This window comes from Paracoccus endophyticus, from assembly GCF_003286075.1.
Lineage (GTDB): Bacteria > Pseudomonadota > Alphaproteobacteria > Rhodobacterales > Rhodobacteraceae > Paracoccus > Paracoccus endophyticus.
The window spans coordinates 1-18,339 of sequence record NZ_QLUV01000008.1; the positions used below are offsets into that span (position 1 = coordinate 1).

The following is an 18,339-nucleotide window of genomic DNA, read 5'->3' on the forward strand; positions in this document are numbered from 1 at the left end:
TGATCTCCCTGGCGGTTGCCGCCGCCGGTTGGGTGGGTGAGACTTCACCCGGAGATTACGCCGCCTTCCAATTTCCACCACTTCCGAGACACGACCTACTTCGCCTTCCAAGCTGAGACACGTCCCTTCCGACATCCCGTACCTGCGGCACAGATCAGCGCAGTCCGCGCCGTCAACGTATCCGACGACCATGCTCCTGCAGGAGGCCGATGATCTGCTCCTCGGTCCGTCGTCCCTCCTTCATCGTCCGTCCTCTCGCTGGAGAGAACTCTAATCACAGGTGGAGGAAAAAGCCCGTGGCAGGTCACCGCAGTCTTTCCGCCCGGAGCGGATCTCGAAGGTCTTCGCGCACCGGCTGCTCGAAACCAACCCCGTGCCGATACTGTGGACCACCACTTCCATCGACTCCTGCGACCCGGCGTTCCTGCGCCGCATGAGCTGCTCGGTCGAGATGCGCACACCATCGGAGCAGGTGCGCAAACGCATCCGGCAACGGCTCGCCGACCGGCATCAGCGGGTGGCCGAAACGGGTGCGCTGATCGCGTTGGCCGGGATCCGTGACCGCCCACGGTCGATGAACTGACGGCGGGGCATCGGGCCGCCACTATCGCGCGACGCGGGGGGGTGGCCTGTGCGGCGATGAAGGGGCTGGTCCTCGTGCAGCTGCGGCAAGTCCAGCAGAACGACGTCCCGCGGACCGAAATTGGTTGGCACTGACAGCGCCGCCGGGCGCGGCGCGGCCGATGGCAGGTCATAGGCGGCGCGGTCCTGCCGCACGGCTTCGATGCCACGCATGTCCGAGTCGGCGACAGATACCAGCCGCAGCTCGGTCAGCCGGCCATCATGATCGAGCGGCCCGGGAAACCTGTGGGATGGTGTCCCGGGGGTGGTGAAGGTTGCGCGGTTGGCGCCACTGTTCTCTGGGCGTTCCGACGGGCGCAAGAAGGACGCATGCACTCGCCAGGCTTTCCGGCACCAACCGCCTGTTGCTGTCAGACCTGGCCAGCCGCCCGTGCTGCGCTGAACCGAGGGGTTGGCCCCGAGGAGGTCGCCGGCAAGAGGCGTACCCCCATGGCCCGCTCACCGCAGCGGCGGCCTGCCGCGCAGCGATTGCTGACGACCCGGCAGATCCTTGCTGACAATTTTTAGTCCCTCAGCGTGTGCCGGGCCTGGAACTGCAAAGCCACCGTCATGATTGAAGCGTCAGATATCATGCAGCGCAGTTCAGGGACCTGTTCCGGGCTTCGCGGGCGTGGGCCGTCTTTGGAGATCACCATGCATCAGTTTCCGCCTGCGCGATGCAGGTCCGTGCGGTCGGCGTCTATCGCGGACCGCATCTTTACAGCGCGACGCCCATGGTGCGGATCGAACTGGACCTCGGGGCGCTGGAAGACTGGCCCACGGACCGGCTGCCGGGGTTTGCGGACCGGCTGATGGGGGACCTGCCGGGCCTTCACGAACACGGCTGCTGCTTTGGCGAGCCGGGCGGCTTCCTGCGCCGTCTGCGCGACGGCACCTGGCTGGGCCATGTGGCCGAGCATGTCGCGCTGGAGCTGCAGTCGCGCGCGGGCACGCCCGTGACGCGCGGCAAGACCCGCTCGGTCCGGGGCCAGCCCGGCGTCTACAACGTGATGTTCGCCTATGACCATGAGGAAGCGGGCCGCATGGCCGGACGCTTCGCGCTGGAAATCCTGGACGGGCTGCTGCCCGAGACCCTGCGCGGCGTCGGCGGGCTTGGCCGGGTGGACGACACCCCCGCGCCGCGGCGCGAGGACGGAACGGTGGACGTGCCCGCCGCCGTCGCCCAACTTGCCCGGCTGCTGGGGCGCGTCGGCTTCGGCCCGACCACCCGCGCCCTGGTCGAGGAGGCCCGGCGCCGCGACATCCCCGCCCTGCGGCTGGACGCCAACAGCTTCGTCCAGCTGGGCACCGGGGCGGCGCAGAGGCGCATCCGGGCCAGCATCACCGGCGAAAGCTCGTCGCTGGCGGTCGAGGTGGCGTCCGACAAGCAGCTGACCAAGACGCTGCTGGACGGGGCGGGCGTGCCGGTGCCGCAGGGCTCGGTCGTCCGCACCGCCGCCGACGCGCTGGCGGCGGCCGAGGACCTGGGCTGGCCGGTGGTGGTCAAGCCGCTGGACGGCAATCACGGGCGCGGCGTCACGCTGGACATCGACAGCCCGGAAAAGCTGGCTGCGGCCTTTGAGGAAGCCCGCAGCCATGGCCGCCGCGTCATCGTGGAACAGCAGTTCCGGGGCAAGGACTACCGCGTGCTGGTCGTCGGCGGAGAGGTCTGCGCCGTGGCCGAGCGCGTGCCCGCCCATGTGACCGGCGACGGGCGCTCGCGCATCGCCGACCTGGTCGAGGCCGAGAACCGCGATCCCCGCCGGGGCGAGGGGCATGAAAAGGTCATGACCCGGATCGTCATCGACGACCATGTGCGCGCGCGGCTGGAACTGGCCGGGATGACCCCCGACAGCGTGCCGCCCGCAGGCGAGGTCGTTCCTCTGCGCGACACCGCGAACCTGTCCACCGGCGGCACCGCCATCGACCGGACGCTGGAGATCCACCCGGAAAACGCCTGGCTCGCCGCCCGGGCCGCGCAGGTCGTGGGCCTGGACGTGGCGGGCATCGACATGATCCTGCCCGACATCACCCTGTCGGCGCGGCAGTCCGGCGGCGGCATCGTCGAGGTGAACGCAAGCCCCGGCTTCCGCATGCATCTCGACCCCTCGCAGGGCCAGCCCCGCAACGTGGCGCGGCCCGTGATCGACCGGCTGTTTCCCGAAGGGCGCAACGGCCGCATCCCCGTTTTTGCCGTCACCGGCACCAACGGGAAATCGACCACCGTCCGCATGGTGGCCCACATCTATCGCAGCCTCGGAAAGACCGTCGGCTTCACCACGACGACGGGCATCCAGATCGGCGACCACCTGATCGCCGAGGTGGACGCCTCCGGGCCCCAGAGCGCGCGCAAGGTGCTGCGCGACCCGACCGTCGAGGTCGCCGTGCTGGAAACCGCGCGCGGCGGGATGCTGCGCGAGGGCCTGGGCTTTGACTGGTGCGACGTGGGCGCGGTGCTGAACGTGGCCGAGGACCACATCGGCCTGAAGGGCATCGACAGCCTCGAGGATCTGGCGCGCATCAAGTCCATCGTGACCGAATCCGTCCACCGCAACGGCGCCAGCATCCTGAACGCCGACGATCCGCTGACGGTCGCCATGCAGCGCCATGCCGGCGGGCGGATCGTCTTCTTCTCGCTGAAGGGCGGGGACGAGATGCCGGACTTTCTGCGCGCCCATGTCGCGGACGGCGGCATGGCCATCCTGCGCGAAACGCAGGGCGGCGAGGACATCCTGGTGCTGCACCGTCACGGCGAAGGCCGCCGTCTGATGCGCACGGCCGATATCCCCGCGACGCTGGGGGGGCTGGCCGAGTTCAACGTCCAGAACGCGATGGCGGCGGCGGCCATGGCCATCGCCCAGGGGGTCGAGCCCGAGGCGGTCGCCCGCGCGCTGTCCGGCTTCACCACCTCGTTCGAGCAATGCCCCGGACGGCTGAACATCCATGACTGCCACGGCATCCGCGTCATCCTGGACTATGCGCACAACCCGGCGGGGCTGGTCGCGCTGGGCAAGGTCGTGACCGGGCTGAAATCGCGCCAGTCCCGCGCCATCGGCATGATCAGCATCCCCGGCGACCGCCGGGACGAGGACATGCGCCTGATGGGCCGGGTCGCGGCGGGCCTGTTCGACGAGATCGTCTTCCGAGAGGACCCCGCGCGGCGCGGCCGCCGGCCCGGCGAGATCGTGGCGCTGCTGGCAGAAGGCGCACAGGCGGCGGGCTTTCCGCCCGAGCGGATGCACCGCATCCTGGACGAATACGCGGCGGCGGACCTGTGCCTGCGGCTCGCGCGGCCCGGCGACCTGGTGGTGCTGACCCCGACCGAGGTCGAGGCGATGTGGCGGCAGGTCCTGGCCTGGGTGCCCGAGCGGACGCCCCGGGCGATCGAGCCGGTCCTGCGCGTCGCAACCCAGGGGGGCGAGGTGGAACTGGTTGCGGCCACGGCGGACAGGTCCCTGGTGCGGCACCGCGACGGCCCGCCCTCGGCCTGGAACCGGCCGCCCTTCCCCGAAGCTGACGGGGGCAGTCCCGCCGGGGACGGCCTGCTGCGGACGGTGCGGCCATGACGGGCGCTCTGGTCATCGTCGGCGGACGCGAGCGGAAGGAGGCGGACAACGTCATCCTGCAGGAGATCGCGCGCCGCGCGCATGGCGGCCGGCTGGTCCTGGCCACCGTCGCCTCGTCCGAACCCGAGGGCTATTTCGAGGCCTATCGTCCGGTCTTCCAGGAACTGGGCATCACCGATCTGGTCGAGCTTTATGTCGAGGACCGCGAGCAGGCCCATGACGAGGCCAAGCGGGCGCTGCTGGACGGCGCCACGGGCGTGTATTTCACCGGCGGCGACCAGCTTCGCATCACCAGCCAGATCGGCGACACGCCGCTCGAACGCCGCATCTATGACCTGCATCGCCAGGGGGCGGTGATCGCGGGCACCTCGGCCGGGGCGTCGGTCATGAGCGACACGATGCTGGTCCGGGGCGCGGGGGCGGAATCCCATCGCGTGGGCGACCTGCGGATGGCCGCCGGGCTGGGGCTGGTCAAGGACATCGTCATCGACCAGCATTTCGCGGAACGAGGCCGCATCGGGCGGCTGCTGGGCGCGGTGTCGCAGAACCCGCGCACGCTGGGGATCGGCATCGACGAGGACACCGCCATCGTGGTCGAGGGCGACGCCTTCCGCGTCATCGGCAGCGGCGCGGTGACGGTCGTGGACGGACACCGCATCACGCATTCCAACATCGCGGATGCCGCGCCCGACCGCGTGCTGTCGCTGTTCGACGTCACGCTGCACGTGCTGGGGTCGGGCGACCGCTTCGACATTGCCAACCGCCGCCCCGAGGCCGCGGACGGCGCGGCGTCCGGGGACTGATCGTCGCGCCTGGCCGCGCGCGCCCACTGTGGAAACGGCCCGTCCGGCGGCGGCGCTTGCCTTGGGGAAGCCCGCGGATGCGGCCGGGCCTTCCCTGCCGGACCAAGATCGCCGGGGATGCGGGCCTTCCCCCGTCCTTCCTGACGCGCCGGTGTGTCCGGCCATTTCATCCACCATTTGGGAGCATCAAGATGTGGGCGATCATTCTGCACGGCGGCGCCAAGGAGATCGAACCGGACGAGGCCGACGCCAACCGTTCCGGCTGCCTGCGGGCGCTGTCCGCCGGCCGCGCCGTGCTTGAAGGCGGCGGCTCGGCGCTGGACGCGGTCGAGGCCGCGATCCGCGTCCTGGAGGACGACCCCGCCTTCAACTGCGGCTATGGCAGCGTGCTGAACGCGGCCGGAGAGGTCGAGATGTGCGCGGCCATCATGGAGGGCCGGACCTTCAACGTCGGCGGCGTTTCCATCGTCCAGGGGGTGCGCCATCCCGTCAGCGTCGCCCGGGCCATGCTGGAGGAGGAAACCACCCTGATCGCCGGTCCCGGCGCGCGGGCCTTTGCCGCCGAAAAGGGGCTGGAGCTTTGCGATCCCGCCGCCCTCAGGGCGTCGAAGGACGAGAAGAAGCGTGGACGGACGGGGACGCATGACACGGTCGGCTGCGTGGCCCTTGACCGGCATGGGCTGCTTGTCGCGGGCACCTCGACCGGCGGGCTGGATGACACGCCCGTCGGCCGCGTGGGCGATTCGGCGCTGCCCGGCTGCGGCTTCTATGCCGACAACGATCTGGGCGCGGTCGCCTTTTCCGGCGACGGGGAACGCATCGCCCGCAAGATTCTGGCCGCGCGGGTGATGCATGCGCTGGGCCCCCAAGGTCCCGATGAGGCGCTGGGGCTTGCCATCCGCCATGTCGCCCAGATCGGCGGCGAGGCGGGGGGCATCGCCCTGACCCCCGACGGCCGCTTTGGCTGGATGCACAACAGCCGCGAGTTCGCGGTGGCCTACGCCAGCAGTGACCAGCCAGAGCCGCGTGTCTACCTCAGAAAGGCGGAAGAGCGGGAATGATCGGCTCTTGAGACGGGGGGCGGGCCGGCAGGACCCTGACGGGGCAAGGCGCCTGCGCGCCCCGGTGTGCCCCGGCAGCCCGCCTCAGCCTTGCGGCGTGGCGAGCATGCGCAGAATCTGCTGCCGGTGCGCCTGCCAGACCTGCAGGGTGTCGCGCAGGACCCGCAGCAAGGTCTCGGCCTCGGCGCTGTTCTGGCCCCGCGCCCGCAGTTGCGCCACCAGTTCCGCCTGCCGCAGCACGCGCCTTTCGCCGTCGCGGATGTCGCGCTCGGCCTGGGCCAGATGGGCCCGTTCCATGGCGATGTCGGGCATGGCTTTCCTCCCCGGAAGGCGGCCCCCTGGGGGCGCGGGCGTGGGCCGGGCGCAAGTCGGGCGCCCTTCGCCGCGCGAACCGGACCGCGAAAAGGGAACGCGGCCCGGCCCTGCGCAGTTTCCCCTGCAAGGCCGATGATGGAAGGGCCCTTTCATGGACAACCGCGACATCATCGTCATCGGCGGCTCGGCCGGGGCGACCACCCCGCTGAAAAGCGTCCTGGGGGGATTGCCCCGCGACCTGCCTGCCGCCGTCTTCGTGGTCCTGCACATCCCGGCACGCAGCATCGGCATCCTGACCACCGTCACGCAGGCCGCCACCCACCTGCCGGTCCTGCCGGCCGAGGACGGGATGGAGATCCGGCCCGGCCACATCTACCTGGGCGTGCCCGACCGCCACCTGCTGCTGGCGGACGGCCGCATCCGGCTGGGGCGCGGCCCGCGCGAGAACATGGCGCGCCCGGCCATCGACCCGCTGTTCCGCTCGGCCGCCGTCGCCTATGGCCCGCGCGTGGTGGGCGTGCTGCTCAGCGGGCTGCTGAACGACGGCGCGGCGGGATTGTCCGCGATCAAGCGCTGCGGCGGGCTGGCGCTGGTCCAGGACCCGGATGACGCCACCGCCGCCGAGATGCCGCAGGCCGCGCTGCGGGCCGTCACCGCCGACCTGGTGGCGCCGGGGACGCGCATCGGCGACGTGCTGGCCGACGTCGCGCGGCAAGCCCCCGGGCCCAGGGTCCCGATCCCGCCCGAGATCCGGCTGGAGGTGGACATCGCCGCGGGCGAGCGGATCGACAGCGCGCTTCTCAGCCGCATCGCCGATCCCGCGCCCCTGATCTGCCCGGACTGCGGCGGGGTCATGTCGCAGATGCGCGGGCCGGGGCCGCTGCGCTTTCGCTGCCAGGTCGGCCACGCCAAGACGGCCGAGGTGCTGGCCCATGAACAGGAGAACGCGGTGGACGAGGCGCTGCGGGTGGCGCTGCGGATCATCGAGGAGCGCGCCGAGTTGGTCACGCGCATGGCCGAGGAGGGGCGCCAGTCCGGCCGCCGCGCCGTGGCCGAGATGTACCAGGACCGCGCCGAGGAATACCGCCGCTATGCCGACACGATCCGCCGCGCCGTCCTGAGGTCGATGCGCCCCATTCAGCCCTCGGGGGACGAGGGCGGGCAGGATCAGGGTTGAACGACAGGCCCGGCGGTGCCAGATGATGCAGGCACCCGGGGTTGAACGCGATCGGCCGCTCCGCGCCACGGGGGGCGGGATCGGCTCTGCGGGACGGGCCAGGGGATGATGTCCAGGGATAGCGCCACCGACCTTGCCGCGCCGTCGCAGGTGGTCGCGGCCATCACGGCCTCGGCCGCCCGCCCCGCCTCGGCCGAGGCGCTGCTGAGGCGCCTGCCGCCGCAGGAGGGCGCGGCCCTTGTCGTCGTGCTGCAGCACATGGAGGCCTTTGACGAGGCCCCTTTCCGGCAGGCCGCGTCCGAGGGCGGCCACGATCCGGTCTGGATCGCGGACGGAATGCCGGTCGAGCCGGGGCGGCTTTACCTGACCCCGCCGGACAGGGTCGTGACGATCGAGGGGGACCATTTCGCCGCGCAGCCGACGCAGCAGGCCCCCGGGCTGCAAGGCGTCATCGACAGCTTCCTCGTGTCGCTGGCCCGCGACCAAGGCGACCGGGCCATCGGGGTCGCGCTGGACGGCACGGACGGGGACGGCACCCTGGGCGCGCGCGAGATCAAGGCCGCGGGCGGCGTGGTGCTGGCGGAATCCGTGCCCGAGGACCTGGCCCACAGCGACAGCGCCGCAGCCTTGGCCGACGCCGTCCTTGCCGTCGAGGACATCCCGGCGCGCCTTGTGTCGCTGATCGCGCAGGCTGCGCGCAGTCCGGGCGACGCCGCCGCGGCGGACCCGGACGACGCCGCGACGGCCGAGGCGCTGGAGGCCATCGCCGGGCTGCTGCGCCAGAAGACCGGGCACGACTTCCACGGCTACAAGCGCGGCACCTTCCTGCGCCGGGTGCAGCGGCGGATGCAGGCCCTGCTGATCGACGACCTGCCCGCCTATCTGGACCTGCTGCGCACGGCGGCGGACGAGCCGCAGAACCTGTTCAACGACCTGCTGATCGGCGTGACCGAGTTCTTCCGCGACAAGAAGGAATGGGCGGTCCTGGAACAGGAGGTGATCCCCCATCTGTTCCAGGGCAAGGTCCGCGAGCCCCTGCGCGTCTGGGTCGCGGGCTGCTCGACCGGCGAGGAGGTCTATTCCCTGGCCATGCTGCTGGCCGAGCATCGCGCCACGCTGGAGGAGCCGACGGCGATCCAGATCTTCGCCTCGGACCTGGACGGGCGCGCCCTGGCGATGGGGCGGGCGGGGCGCTATCCCGACAGCATCGCCGCGCAGATGACGCCCGAACGGCTGGCCCGCTGGTTCGTCAGGGAAGGCGACACCTATTGCGTCGTCAAGGAACTGCGCGAGATGTGCATCTTTTCGCACCACAGCCTGATCAAGGACGCGCCGTTTTCGCGGCTGGACCTGATCTCGTGCCGCAACCTGCTGATCTATCTGGATGCCGAGTTGCAGGAAAAGGTGATCCCGCTGTTCCACTTTGCGCTGCGGCCGGGGGGGTTCCTGTTCCTCGGCAATTCGGAAAACGCGTCGCGCCATCAGACCCTGTTCCTGCCGGTCGAGCCGCGCTGCCGCATCTTCCGCCGCCTCGACACGCCCCGCCGCGTCGTTCCCGACTTTCCCTTCACGGCGGTCCAGCGGGGCCAGGCGTCCCGCACCGCCCCCGAGGCCCCGGCCCGCGACCGGTCCGTCGCCGACCTGACGCGCTGGGCCGAGCACGCGATGGAGCGCCACACCCCCGCCTTCGTCGTCATCGACGAAAGCCACACCGTGCTGCATTTCTCGGGGCCGATGGGGCGCTATCTGGCGCCCGCCAGCGGCGCGGCCTCGCTGAACCTGCTGCAGCTGGCCCATCCGATGCTGCGGGTCGAGCTTCGCGCCGCCCTCGGCCGCGCGGCCGAAAAGGTGCAAACGGTCGAGGTCGGCGGGCTTGAGATCGGGACGGGCGGGCTGTGCCTGCGGCTGGACCTGATCGTCGAGCCGCGCATCGCCGAACCGGGCCGCCAAGCCGGCTTTCTCGTCATCTTCAGGGACTGCGGCACCTCGGCCAGCGCGGGCGGCGCGGGCGACGCCGCCCCGGGCCAGCGGGCCGAGCACCTGCAGCGGCTGGAGGAAGACCTGCGCCTGACGCGCGACCGGCTGCAGGCCACGATCGAGGAGCTGGAAAGCACCAACGAGGAGCTGAAATCCTCGAACGAGGAATACCAGTCCCTGAACGAGGAACTGCAAAGCGCCAACGAGGAGCTGGAGACCTCGAAGGAGGAATTGCAGTCCGTCAACGAGGAGCTGACCACCGTCAACGGGGAACTCGCGCATCGCGTGCAGGAACTGGGGCGCGCGAACAGCGATCTCAAGAACTTCCTCGAATCCACCCAGATCGCCACGCTGTTCCTGGACAACGACCTGAGGGTCACGAACTTCACCCCGGCCATCGTCGATGTCTTCCACCTGGTCGAGGCCGACGAGGGCCGGCCGATCGCCCATATCAAGGCGCGCGTGGCCTATGAGGATCTGGCCCAGGACGCCCGCCGCGTCCTGCGCACCCTGGCGCCGGTCGAGCGCGAGATCGACGACCCGGAAACCCATGCCCGCTATATCGCGCGACTGCTGCCCTATCGCAGCACCGACAACTTCATCGCGGGCGTGGTCGCGACCTTCCTGGACGTGACCGCCCGGCGCGAGGCCGAGGAACGGTTGCGCCGCAGCGAGGAGCGTTATCGCGCCATCGTCGAAACGGCCAGCGATTATGCGATCTTCACCACCGACATCGCGGGCCGGATCGAGACCTGGCCGCCGGGGGCCGAGAACGTCTTCGGCTGGCGCGCCGACGAGGCGGTGGGCCAGCCCGTGGACATCACCTTCACCCCCGAGGACCGCGCCGCGGGCCAGCCCGAGCAGGAGCGGCAGGCCGCGCTGGAGGACGGCCAGGCGCCCGACGTGCGCTGGCACCTGCGCAAGACCGGCGGGCGCGTCTTCATCGACGGCATGATGCGCCCCCTGCGGGGCGCGGAGGGCCAGCCCGTGGGCTTCCTGAAGATCGGCCGGGACGTGACCGAGCAGCGGTCCACCGAGGCCGCGCTGCGCGCGAGCGAGGCGCGCCAGGCCTTCCTGCTGAAGATGTCCGACGCGCTGCGTCCCCTGACCGACGCCGCCGAGATCCAGGCCGCCGCGGCGCGCCTGCTGGCCGGGCATCTCGGCGCGGGCTGCGGCTTTTGGCGCGACATCGGGGACGGTCCGGGCGCGGTCGTCGCGGTCGCCTGCGGCGAGGAGGGCCACAGCGGGGAGGCCCGAACAGGGCCGCCTGCGCCCGAGCGGCTGGACGAGGTCTTCGGGCAGGGCTGGATCGCCCACGCCCTCGGCCGGGGCGAACCCGTCGTGGTCGAGGACGCGGACCAGGACCCCCGGCCTGACGCGCCCGCGAAGGCTGCGTGGCAGGCGCTTGGCCTGCGTGCGCTGGTCGCCGTCCCGCTGATCGAGCAGGGCCGCGAGGCGCTGAGCTTCGGCGTCTTCCAGGACAGCCCGCGCCCCTGGTCCCCCGCCGAGGTCGAGCTTGTGCGCGAAGTGGCCGAACGCACCCGCGCCGCCGCCGGGCGCGCCCGCGCCGAAGCCGCCCTGCGCCGCACCGAGGCGCAGCTGACGGCCTTTGGCGAGGCCTCGTCGGACCTGCTGTGGATTCGCGACGCCGACACGCTGGCCTTTGAATATGTCAGCCCCGCCTTTGATCGGGTCTTTGGGCGGCCCCGCGACGAGGCGCTGGGCGGCGACACCCTGGAGGGCTGGCTGGGCCTGATCGTCCCCGAGGACCGCGAGCGCGCCCGCGACGCGGTGGAACGCCTGCGCGCGGGCGAGCGGCTGGTCTTCGAATACCGCGCCACCCGGCCCTCGGACGGGCAGGTCCGCCTGATCCGCGACGCCGGCTTCCCCATCCGCGGCCCGGACGAGCGGGTGCTGTGGATCGCGGGCGTCGGCCACGACGCCACGCAGGAGGCCGCCTCGGCCGAGCGGCTGACGGTGCTGGTGGCGGAACTGCAGCACCGCACGCGCAATCTTCTGGGCGTGGTCCGCTCGGTCATGGAACAGACGCTGAACGGCAGCACCTCGCTGGACGACTTCAACGCACGCATCCGCGAACGCCTGGGGGCGTTGGCCCGGGTCAACGGGCTGCTGTCGCGCCTGAGCGAGGACGACCGCATCGATTTCGACGAGCTGATCCGGTCCGAGCTGGACGCGCACGGGGTCCTGGGCGGCGGCGGCACGGGCCCGCGGGTCAGGCTGCGCGGCCCCAGGAAGATCCGGCTGCGGTCCTCGACCGTGCAGACTCTGGCCCTAGGGCTGCACGAGCTGGCGACCAACGCGCTGAAATACGGGGCGCTGTCGCGGCCCGAGGGGCAGCTCGACGTCCGCTGGTCGCTGCTGGCGGCCCCCGGCGCGCCGCCGCGGCTGAGGGTGGACTGGCGCGAAAGCGGCGTTCCCGTCGCGGCGGCGGATGGCCCCGGCACCGCCAGCCCGGCGCGCCAGGGCTATGGCCGCGAGCTGATCGAGCAGGCGCTGCCCTATCAGCTGAACGCCGAGGTCGATTACGACCTGGCCCCCGAGGGCGTGCGCTGCACGATCACGCTGCCCGTTTCGACCAGCATGGAGGAGGCCGCGCTTTTGCCGGCGACGGCGGATGCCTGAGGCGCGGCCCAATCCCGGCAAGGCCGCAGGGGCGGGCGCCCTTCAGGGCCTGCATGTGCTGGTGGTCGAGGACGAATACCTGCTGGCCCAGGAACTGTGCCACGACCTTGTGTCCGAAGGGGCGACGATCATGGGCCCGGTGCCGCGGCTGGACACCGCGCTGGACATGCTGGACCGCGGCCCGCCGCCGTCGCTGGCCATCCTGGATGTCTGCCTGCAGGGACGGAAGGTCTGGCCGCTGGCGGACGCCCTGACGGCCCGGCAGATCCCCTTCGTCTTTGTCACCGGCTATGACGCCGAGGCCATCCCCGAGGCCTATGCCGACCTTCCCCGCTGCAGCAAGCCTGTCGATCTAGCCCAGCTCCTGCAGGTGCTGCCGTGCCGGCCCGGCTGAGGGCGGGGCCGCGAGCGAAGCGAAAAGATCGGCGACGGCGCTCATCAGGCTTTCGATCCGAAAGGGCTTGGTGCAGACGGGCCGCGCCCGGTGGCTGGCCGGCAACAGCTCGGGGTCGTAGCCGGTGGCGAACACGAACGGGATGCCGCGTTCGGCCAGCCGGTCGGCCACGTCATAGACGGCGCGCCCACGCAGGTTGATGTCCAGCACCGCCGCATCAAGGGCGCTGCCGTCGTCCAGAGCCGCCAGCGCGGCGTTCACCGACGAAAACGGCCCGACCAGGCGGGCGCCCGCGTCGGTCAGGGCGCGGGCCAGGTCCTTGGCCTGAAAGAATTCGTCCTCGACCACCATGATCGATCGGCCCTGCAGGGCAAGCGTTCGTGCGGCGACGGTCATGACAGTCCCTCATGCGCTATCGACGTCCAAAGGTGGACCGCACCGAGTATAGCACCGGCCGATGTCGCCCGCAGCAGCGCCGCGGACAACAAATTTTGCCCTGGGGCCGCCGATCACAGGTTGTATGTTGCGGGCCGGTGTCCGACGACTGGCAGCATCGGCCGTTGCAGCCTTGTCGCCGGACCATCCGGCGCCGTCGGGGGTGCCGCCGGCCCAAGGTCAACGGTGATCCGGATCAGCGGGAAGATGCATGGCCGAACCCAAATCGCAGGCGCAAGCCGATGTCATGGAGCACCTGCAGGAAGTCCGGCGCCAGGCTGCGAACAGTTTTGCGCTGCTCAGGGCGATCACGCGCTGGTCGGCCGAATCCGCGACCAGCCTGGACAGCTATGCCTGGCACATGGAAGGGCGCATCGACGTCATCGGGCGCATCCTGATGGCCGCGATGCGCCACCCCGGCACCCGGTTCGACCTGCACCGCCTGCTCGAGGACGAGCTGAACGACCAGCACGCGGGCAACAGCGCGAACACATGGTCGCTGGAGGGCCCCCCTGTCAGCCTGGACGCGGCGTCGGCCGAGGTGCTGGGCCTGCTGATCTATGAGCTTGTCGCCAATTCGATCGCGCACGGCGCGCTTGGCGCGGACGAGGGGGGCGAGCTGCAGGTGCGCTGGACGGTCGAACCGGCGGGCGAACCAACCGGCGAACCAGCGGGCGAACCTGCGGACGAACGGGGGGGCGAAGCTGTAGGCGAGATGCTGCGTCTCGACTGGGTGGAACGCGGAGCGGCCCCGGCCGGGATGCACCACGAGGGCTTTGGCAGCATGGTAATGGACGGGATGCTGCGCTATCAGCTGGACGGCAGCGCCGAGCGCGCGCTTGGTCCCGATGGGGTGCGGATTTCCGTCCGGGTGCCGATGCGGCACCTGCTGCGGGGCGACGCCGGTCCGGCGCTCGACTAGGCGGGGCGTCCGGTCGTGTCGGCGGGGGCCTCCCCTGGGAAGAAACAGCGTGCCGCACCGGCGAAAGCCGGCGCCCGGCGGGATGGCAGGCCATGGCGGAAATGACGCTCGATCGGGCCTGGCCCGCCCTGTTCCCCCTGGCCGACATGCAGCGCCTGTGCGGTCCCGATCCGCCGGCCGTTCTGCTGCGGCCCCGGCAGAAGCTGGCCTTTGACGGTGACGGCGGGGCCGGGCTTCACTGGCTGTCCAGCGGCTTTGTCGGGCAATACCGCCTGGAACGGCTGGGACGGCGGCAGTGCGTGGGGATCCATCTGCCCGGCGACTGCGTCGATCTGGCGGGCCTGTTTCTGGGCCGCATCGACCATCACGCCGAGGCCCTGGGCCCGGCGGAGGTGCGGGGCCTGCCCCGGGAGCGATTGCAGGTGATCGAGGCCGAGGAACCCTGGCTGCTTGAAACGCTGTGGCGCGCCTCGATGATCGAGGCCGCGATCAATCGCTACTGGGTCTACCGGATCGGACGGCTGGGCGGGCGAGCGCGGATCGCCAACTTCCTTTGCGAGATGCTGGTGCGGCTTTACGCCCGCGGCCTGTGCACGTTCGACCGCTTCGAGCTGCCCCTGACCCAGACGGATCTGGCCGAGGTCAGCGGAATGACGGCCGTCCATGTGAACCGGATGCTGTCGGAGTTGCGCGACGAGGGCACCTGCACCTTCACGCAGGGCGCGGTGCGGATCGCGAACCCGCCCGAACTGTTCCACACCGGCCAGTATTGGTGGGACTATCTCTATCTCGACCCCGAGCTGCATGGCGAGATCAGCGAAAGGGTGGCGGCACCGCGCCGCACATCCTCGCGGGGCGCCTGAGATCGAGCCGACCGCGCCGTTCGAGGGGGCGCGCCCCGGGATGAGAGGGGCGTGACAGGCGGCCAGCGCGCCGACGGTCCGGCACAGCCCGGGCCTGATGGGGCCTGGTGGCCGATCGGATGCGGGGCAAGTTGCCAAGACGCGCCCCGCTCCTGGATAGCCGACGAGGATCGGCTGGCCTGGCGCCGAAGCCTTGGGCGACCGCTTCTTCCAGCAGACCCCGAACGGCTGACAGGTTCTCTCGGCCTGCTGCGCGAGGCCCAATTCCTGCGCGCGCAACGCCTTGACAGGGCAGGCGTGGATCGGACCGCCTCGATGGCCCTGCCTCTGCGGCAGCCCGGCCCGGAGTTCCATTCCCCGTCCTGGCGTGGATGCTACGACGAGGAGCCGCCACATGGTGCGATCGGCAGCAAGGTCCCGGTGACGCCGACAACATCGGGGGGCGTCGCCAGCCCGGCACCCTGAGCGAAGCCGGAGGACTTTTCCTTGGGGCGGCGGAAGGTTAGGGAGCGGATCATCCGGCTTATAAGCCCGCGTCAGGAAGGGCCACCTTCCAGGGGGCAGGCCACGCAAGGGGCAACGTCGGGAGGCGTCCAGCGACTGGCCTACGATGCACTGGCTGGTGCCGGACGGTCGCCTGCACCCGCCAAGGATACCGGCGCGGGCAGGAACTGCCCTTGTCGCGCCAGGATGTCCTGCCACACCGCCAGCGCCGCGCCTTCGGGCGGCGTGTCCGCGCGGTGCAGGACGAACCACCGCCGGACGATCGGCAGGTCGTGCCGGCGCAGCGCGACCAGCCGGCCCGAGTTCAGTTCATCCGCCACCGTGTGGCCCGAGATCAGCGCGATCCCCAGGCCCGCCATCACCGCCTGCTTGATCGTCTCGTTGGAATCCATCTCGATCTCGGTATAGGGCGCGCCCTCGCCCAGCCGATCCAGATACCGCTGCGCAAGAACCCGGGTGCCCGATCCCGGCTCGCGCAGGATGATCGGCTGCTCCAGGATGGCCTCCGCCGAGACCTCGGATCGGGTCGATAGGGGATGGTCCGGCGGGGCGATCATCACATGCGGATGCGGACCGATGTCGGCGGCCGTCACGGCGGGATCTCGCGGCGGACGGCCCATGATGGCCAGGTCAACGGTCCCGTCGCGCAGGGCGGAGAGGACCCGGTCCCGGTTGCCGACCCGCAGCACGACATCGATTCCGGGCCGCTGGCGCCGCAGCGCCCCGACGAGTCCGGGCGCGAAATACTTGCCCGTCGAGACGACCGTCAGCACCACCCGACCCGTCCGGCCCTGCCGCAGCGCCTCGATCTCGTCCAGCGCCCCCTGCAGCGCGGCATCGGCGCGGCGCGCGGCGGTCAGCAGTGCCTCACCCGCGGCTGTCGCCTGGAAGGCATGGGGTCCGTTCCGAAAGATCAGGGGGGCGCCCACCAGATCCTCCAGCACGCGCAACTGGCTGTGGATCGCTGGCGGCGTCAGCCCCAGTGCATGTGCGGCACCGCTGATCGACTGCGTTTCGGCCACCATGCGAAGCGCCCGCAACTGGCGCAGGGAGAGGGCGTGCAGGCTCATTCAATATCCTGAAATGGCGCCTCAGTATTATTAAATTTACCTATCTCTCCTGCCGCGCGATATCAACCTCGACGCTACTGACCGGGGGGGCAGGACGATGGACGGGCGCGAGGACACAGGACTGGAGGATCTTGCCGCTCGTGCCGAGATCGTGCAGGTGATCGGCCGCATCGCTCGGGTCGCCCGCGATCTGTCGCAGCGCATCGCCCGGGGACCGCTGGAAGGCCACGGCGGCACGGTCGGGGAAAACAGCGACGGTGATGCCCAGAAGAAGCTGGACCTGATCGCCGACGAGTGCTTCGCCGCCGCGCTGAAGGACAGCCCTGTGCGCTGGTATGCCTCGGAAGAACGCGAGCATGTGGCCGAGCTGAACCCGGGCGCGCCCCTGGCCCTGGCCATCGACCCGCTGGACGGATCGTCGAACATCGACGTGAACGTCTCGATCGGCACGATCTTTTCGATCATGCCCGCCGATGCAGATCCGCTAGCCTCGTTCCTGCGCCCCGGAACGGACCAGCTTGCGGCAGGCTACGTGATCTACGGACCCCACACCGCGCTGGTGCTGACGACGGGCGATGGCGTGCGGCTCTACATCCTCGACCCGGCCACGCGCCGCTTTGAACCGGCGGGGGGTCGGCTGCACATTCCGGCGACCTCCAGCGAGTTCGCGATCAACGTGTCGAACTATCGTCACTGGGAACCGCCGGTGCGGGCCTATATCGACGACTGCCTGGCAGGCGAGACGGGGCCGCGCGACAAGAACTTCAACACGCGCTGGGTGGCCTCGCTGGTGGCGGAAACCCACCGCATCATCAGCCGCGGCGGCATCTTCCTCTACCCCGCCGATGCGCGGCCGAACTATCGGCGCGGACGGCTGCGCCATGTCTATGAATGCGCGCCCATCGCGATGCTGGTCGAACAGGCGGGCGGCGCCGCGACCGACGGCTGCGACCGCATTCTGGACCGCGTGCCGCAATCCTTGCACGAACGCACGCCCTTCGTCTTCGGCACCGCCGAGAAGGTCCATCGCCTCGCCGCCTATCACGACCTCCCGCATGACGAAGTCGCGGCCCTTTTCGGCCAGCGCGGACTTTTCCGGGAGAGGACCTGATGAGCAAGAAACACCCCATCATCTCGGTCACCGGCAGTTCGGGCGCGGGCACGACCACGGTCAAGACGACCTTCGACCAGATCTTCCGGCGCGAGGGCATCCGCGCGGTCTCGATCGAGGGGGACGCCTTTCACCGCCATGACCGCGCCGCGATGAAGGCCGAGGTGGCCCGGCGCACGGCCGCGGGGGACAACACCTTCAGCCATTTCTCGCTGGACGCGAACGAACTGGACAAGCTGGAAGGCATCTTCCGCATCTATGGCGAGACCGGGCGCGGCGAGACGCGCCATTATGTCCACGACGACCGCGAGGCCGAGCGCCTGGGCGCCCCACCCGGCACCTTCACCCCCTGGGCCCCCTTCGAGGACGGCAGCGACCTGCTGTTCTATGAAGGGCTGCATGGCGCGGTGAAGTCCGACGGGATCGACATCGCGCGGCACGCCGACCTCAAGATCGGGGTGGTGCCGGTGATCAACCTGGAATGGATCCAGAAGATCCACCGCGACAAGGCCAGCCGCGGCTATTCGACCGAGGCGGTGACGGACGTGATCCTGCGGCGGATGCACGACTATGTGCATGTGATCACGCCCCAGTTCACCCAGACCGACATCAACTTTCAGCGGGTGCCGGTGGTCGATACCTCGAACCCGTTCATCGCGCGCTGGATCCCGACGGCGGACGAAAGCCTGGTGGTGATCCGCTTCCGCAGCCCGCGCGGGATCGACTTCGCCTATCTCAGCCAGATGATCCAGGGGTCGTGGATGACGCGCGCGAACTCGATCGTCATCCCGGGACCCAAGATGGACCTGGCGATGCAGCTGATCCTGACGCCGATGGTCCAGCGGCTGGTCGAAACCTCGAAAAAGGCCTGATCCGA

14 protein-coding genes and 1 pseudogene are annotated in these 18,339 nt (G+C 70.5%); 11 read left to right on the plus strand and 4 right to left on the minus strand.

Annotated features, from left to right (window positions below; genetic code table 11):
* Nucleotides 1-280 precede the first annotated feature (280 nt).
* Nucleotides 281-583, plus strand: a complete 303-nt coding sequence (locus DPQ23_RS15440) for a cytochrome c biogenesis protein ResB (RefSeq protein ID WP_162630714.1) — start codon at nt 281-283, stop codon at nt 581-583.
* A 53-nt stretch (nt 584-636) separates the two neighbouring features.
* Here the strand turns inward: DPQ23_RS15440 and DPQ23_RS16190 are convergent.
* Nucleotides 637-852 (minus strand): annotated as a pseudogene (locus DPQ23_RS16190) (hypothetical protein); the annotation flags it as partial.
* A 446-nt stretch (nt 853-1,298) separates the two neighbouring features.
* On the opposite strand from DPQ23_RS16190, the gene cphA reads away from it, so the two are divergent.
* The 3 genes from cphA (at nt 1,299) to DPQ23_RS10255 (ending at nt 6,051) form a co-directional block, all read left to right on the plus strand.
* A complete protein-coding gene (gene cphA, locus DPQ23_RS10245; protein WP_112874605.1) occupies nt 1,299-4,187 on the plus strand; it encodes a cyanophycin synthetase in 2,889 nt (962 codons plus the stop codon).
* Complete coding sequence (locus DPQ23_RS10250; RefSeq protein ID WP_112874606.1) at nt 4,184-4,990, plus strand: cyanophycinase; 807 nt, start codon at nt 4,184-4,186, stop codon at nt 4,988-4,990. The genes cphA and DPQ23_RS10250 overlap by 4 nt, the downstream gene beginning before the upstream one ends.
* Before the next feature lie 191 nt (nt 4,991-5,181).
* Complete coding sequence (locus DPQ23_RS10255) at nt 5,182-6,051, plus strand: isoaspartyl peptidase/L-asparaginase family protein (RefSeq protein WP_112874607.1); 870 nt, start codon at nt 5,182-5,184, stop codon at nt 6,049-6,051.
* Between the two features lie 84 nt (nt 6,052-6,135).
* Here DPQ23_RS10255 and DPQ23_RS10260 read toward each other — a convergent pair whose 3' ends face one another.
* On the minus strand, nt 6,136-6,363 hold the full coding sequence (locus tag DPQ23_RS10260) for a hypothetical protein (RefSeq protein WP_112874608.1): 228 nt from the start codon (nt 6,361-6,363) through the stop codon (nt 6,136-6,138).
* Between the two features lie 154 nt (nt 6,364-6,517).
* On the opposite strand from DPQ23_RS10260, the gene DPQ23_RS10265 reads away from it, so the two are divergent.
* The 3 genes from DPQ23_RS10265 to DPQ23_RS10275 all read left to right on the plus strand — a co-directional run bounded on the left by DPQ23_RS10265 (nt 6,518) and on the right by DPQ23_RS10275 (nt 12,557).
* The gene (locus tag DPQ23_RS10265) at nt 6,518-7,543 is read left to right on the plus strand and encodes a chemotaxis protein CheB (RefSeq protein WP_112874609.1); all 1,026 of its coding nucleotides are present in this window, start codon (nt 6,518-6,520) and stop codon (nt 7,541-7,543) included.
* A gap of 108 nt (nt 7,544-7,651) precedes the next feature.
* Nucleotides 7,652-12,163 carry a CheR family methyltransferase gene (locus DPQ23_RS10270; RefSeq protein WP_162630715.1) on the plus strand — a complete coding sequence of 1,504 codons (4,512 nt, stop codon included), beginning with the start codon at nt 7,652-7,654 and terminating at the stop codon, nt 12,161-12,163.
* Nucleotides 12,156-12,557, plus strand: a complete 402-nt coding sequence (locus DPQ23_RS10275) for a response regulator (protein ID WP_205961435.1) — start codon at nt 12,156-12,158, stop codon at nt 12,555-12,557. Before DPQ23_RS10270 ends, DPQ23_RS10275 begins: the two co-directional genes overlap by 8 nt.
* On the opposite strand, the gene DPQ23_RS10280 is transcribed toward DPQ23_RS10275, so the two are convergent.
* Complete coding sequence (locus DPQ23_RS10280; RefSeq protein WP_112874611.1) at nt 12,516-12,953, minus strand: response regulator; 438 nt, start codon at nt 12,951-12,953, stop codon at nt 12,516-12,518. The two genes, DPQ23_RS10275 and DPQ23_RS10280, sit on opposite strands and share 42 nt — an antisense overlap.
* Before the next feature lie 250 nt (nt 12,954-13,203).
* Between DPQ23_RS10280 and DPQ23_RS10285 the strand changes: the two genes are divergently transcribed.
* Together DPQ23_RS10285 and DPQ23_RS10290 are read left to right on the plus strand one after the other, a co-directional pair.
* Nucleotides 13,204-13,914: an HWE histidine kinase domain-containing protein gene (locus DPQ23_RS10285; RefSeq protein WP_112874612.1), complete on the plus strand. Its 711-nt coding sequence runs from the start codon at nt 13,204-13,206 to the stop codon at nt 13,912-13,914.
* A 92-nt stretch (nt 13,915-14,006) separates the two neighbouring features.
* Nucleotides 14,007-14,777 carry a Crp/Fnr family transcriptional regulator gene (locus tag DPQ23_RS10290; RefSeq protein ID WP_112874613.1) on the plus strand — a complete coding sequence of 257 codons (771 nt, stop codon included), beginning with the start codon at nt 14,007-14,009 and terminating at the stop codon, nt 14,775-14,777.
* Between the two features lie 605 nt (nt 14,778-15,382).
* Here the strand turns inward: DPQ23_RS10290 and DPQ23_RS10295 are convergent.
* Complete coding sequence (locus DPQ23_RS10295; protein ID WP_112874614.1) at nt 15,383-16,351, minus strand: LysR family transcriptional regulator; 969 nt, start codon at nt 16,349-16,351, stop codon at nt 15,383-15,385.
* Between the two features lie 97 nt (nt 16,352-16,448).
* On the opposite strand from DPQ23_RS10295, the gene DPQ23_RS10300 reads away from it, so the two are divergent.
* On the plus strand, nt 16,449-17,462 hold the full coding sequence (locus tag DPQ23_RS10300; protein ID WP_112874615.1) for a class 1 fructose-bisphosphatase: 1,014 nt from the start codon (nt 16,449-16,451) through the stop codon (nt 17,460-17,462).
* Nucleotides 17,462-18,334 (plus strand): phosphoribulokinase, encoded by an 873-nt coding sequence (locus DPQ23_RS10305; protein WP_112874616.1) that lies wholly within the window; start codon nt 17,462-17,464, stop codon nt 18,332-18,334. The genes DPQ23_RS10300 and DPQ23_RS10305 overlap by 1 nt, the downstream gene beginning before the upstream one ends.
* The last annotated feature ends 5 nt before the right edge of the window (nt 18,335-18,339 follow it).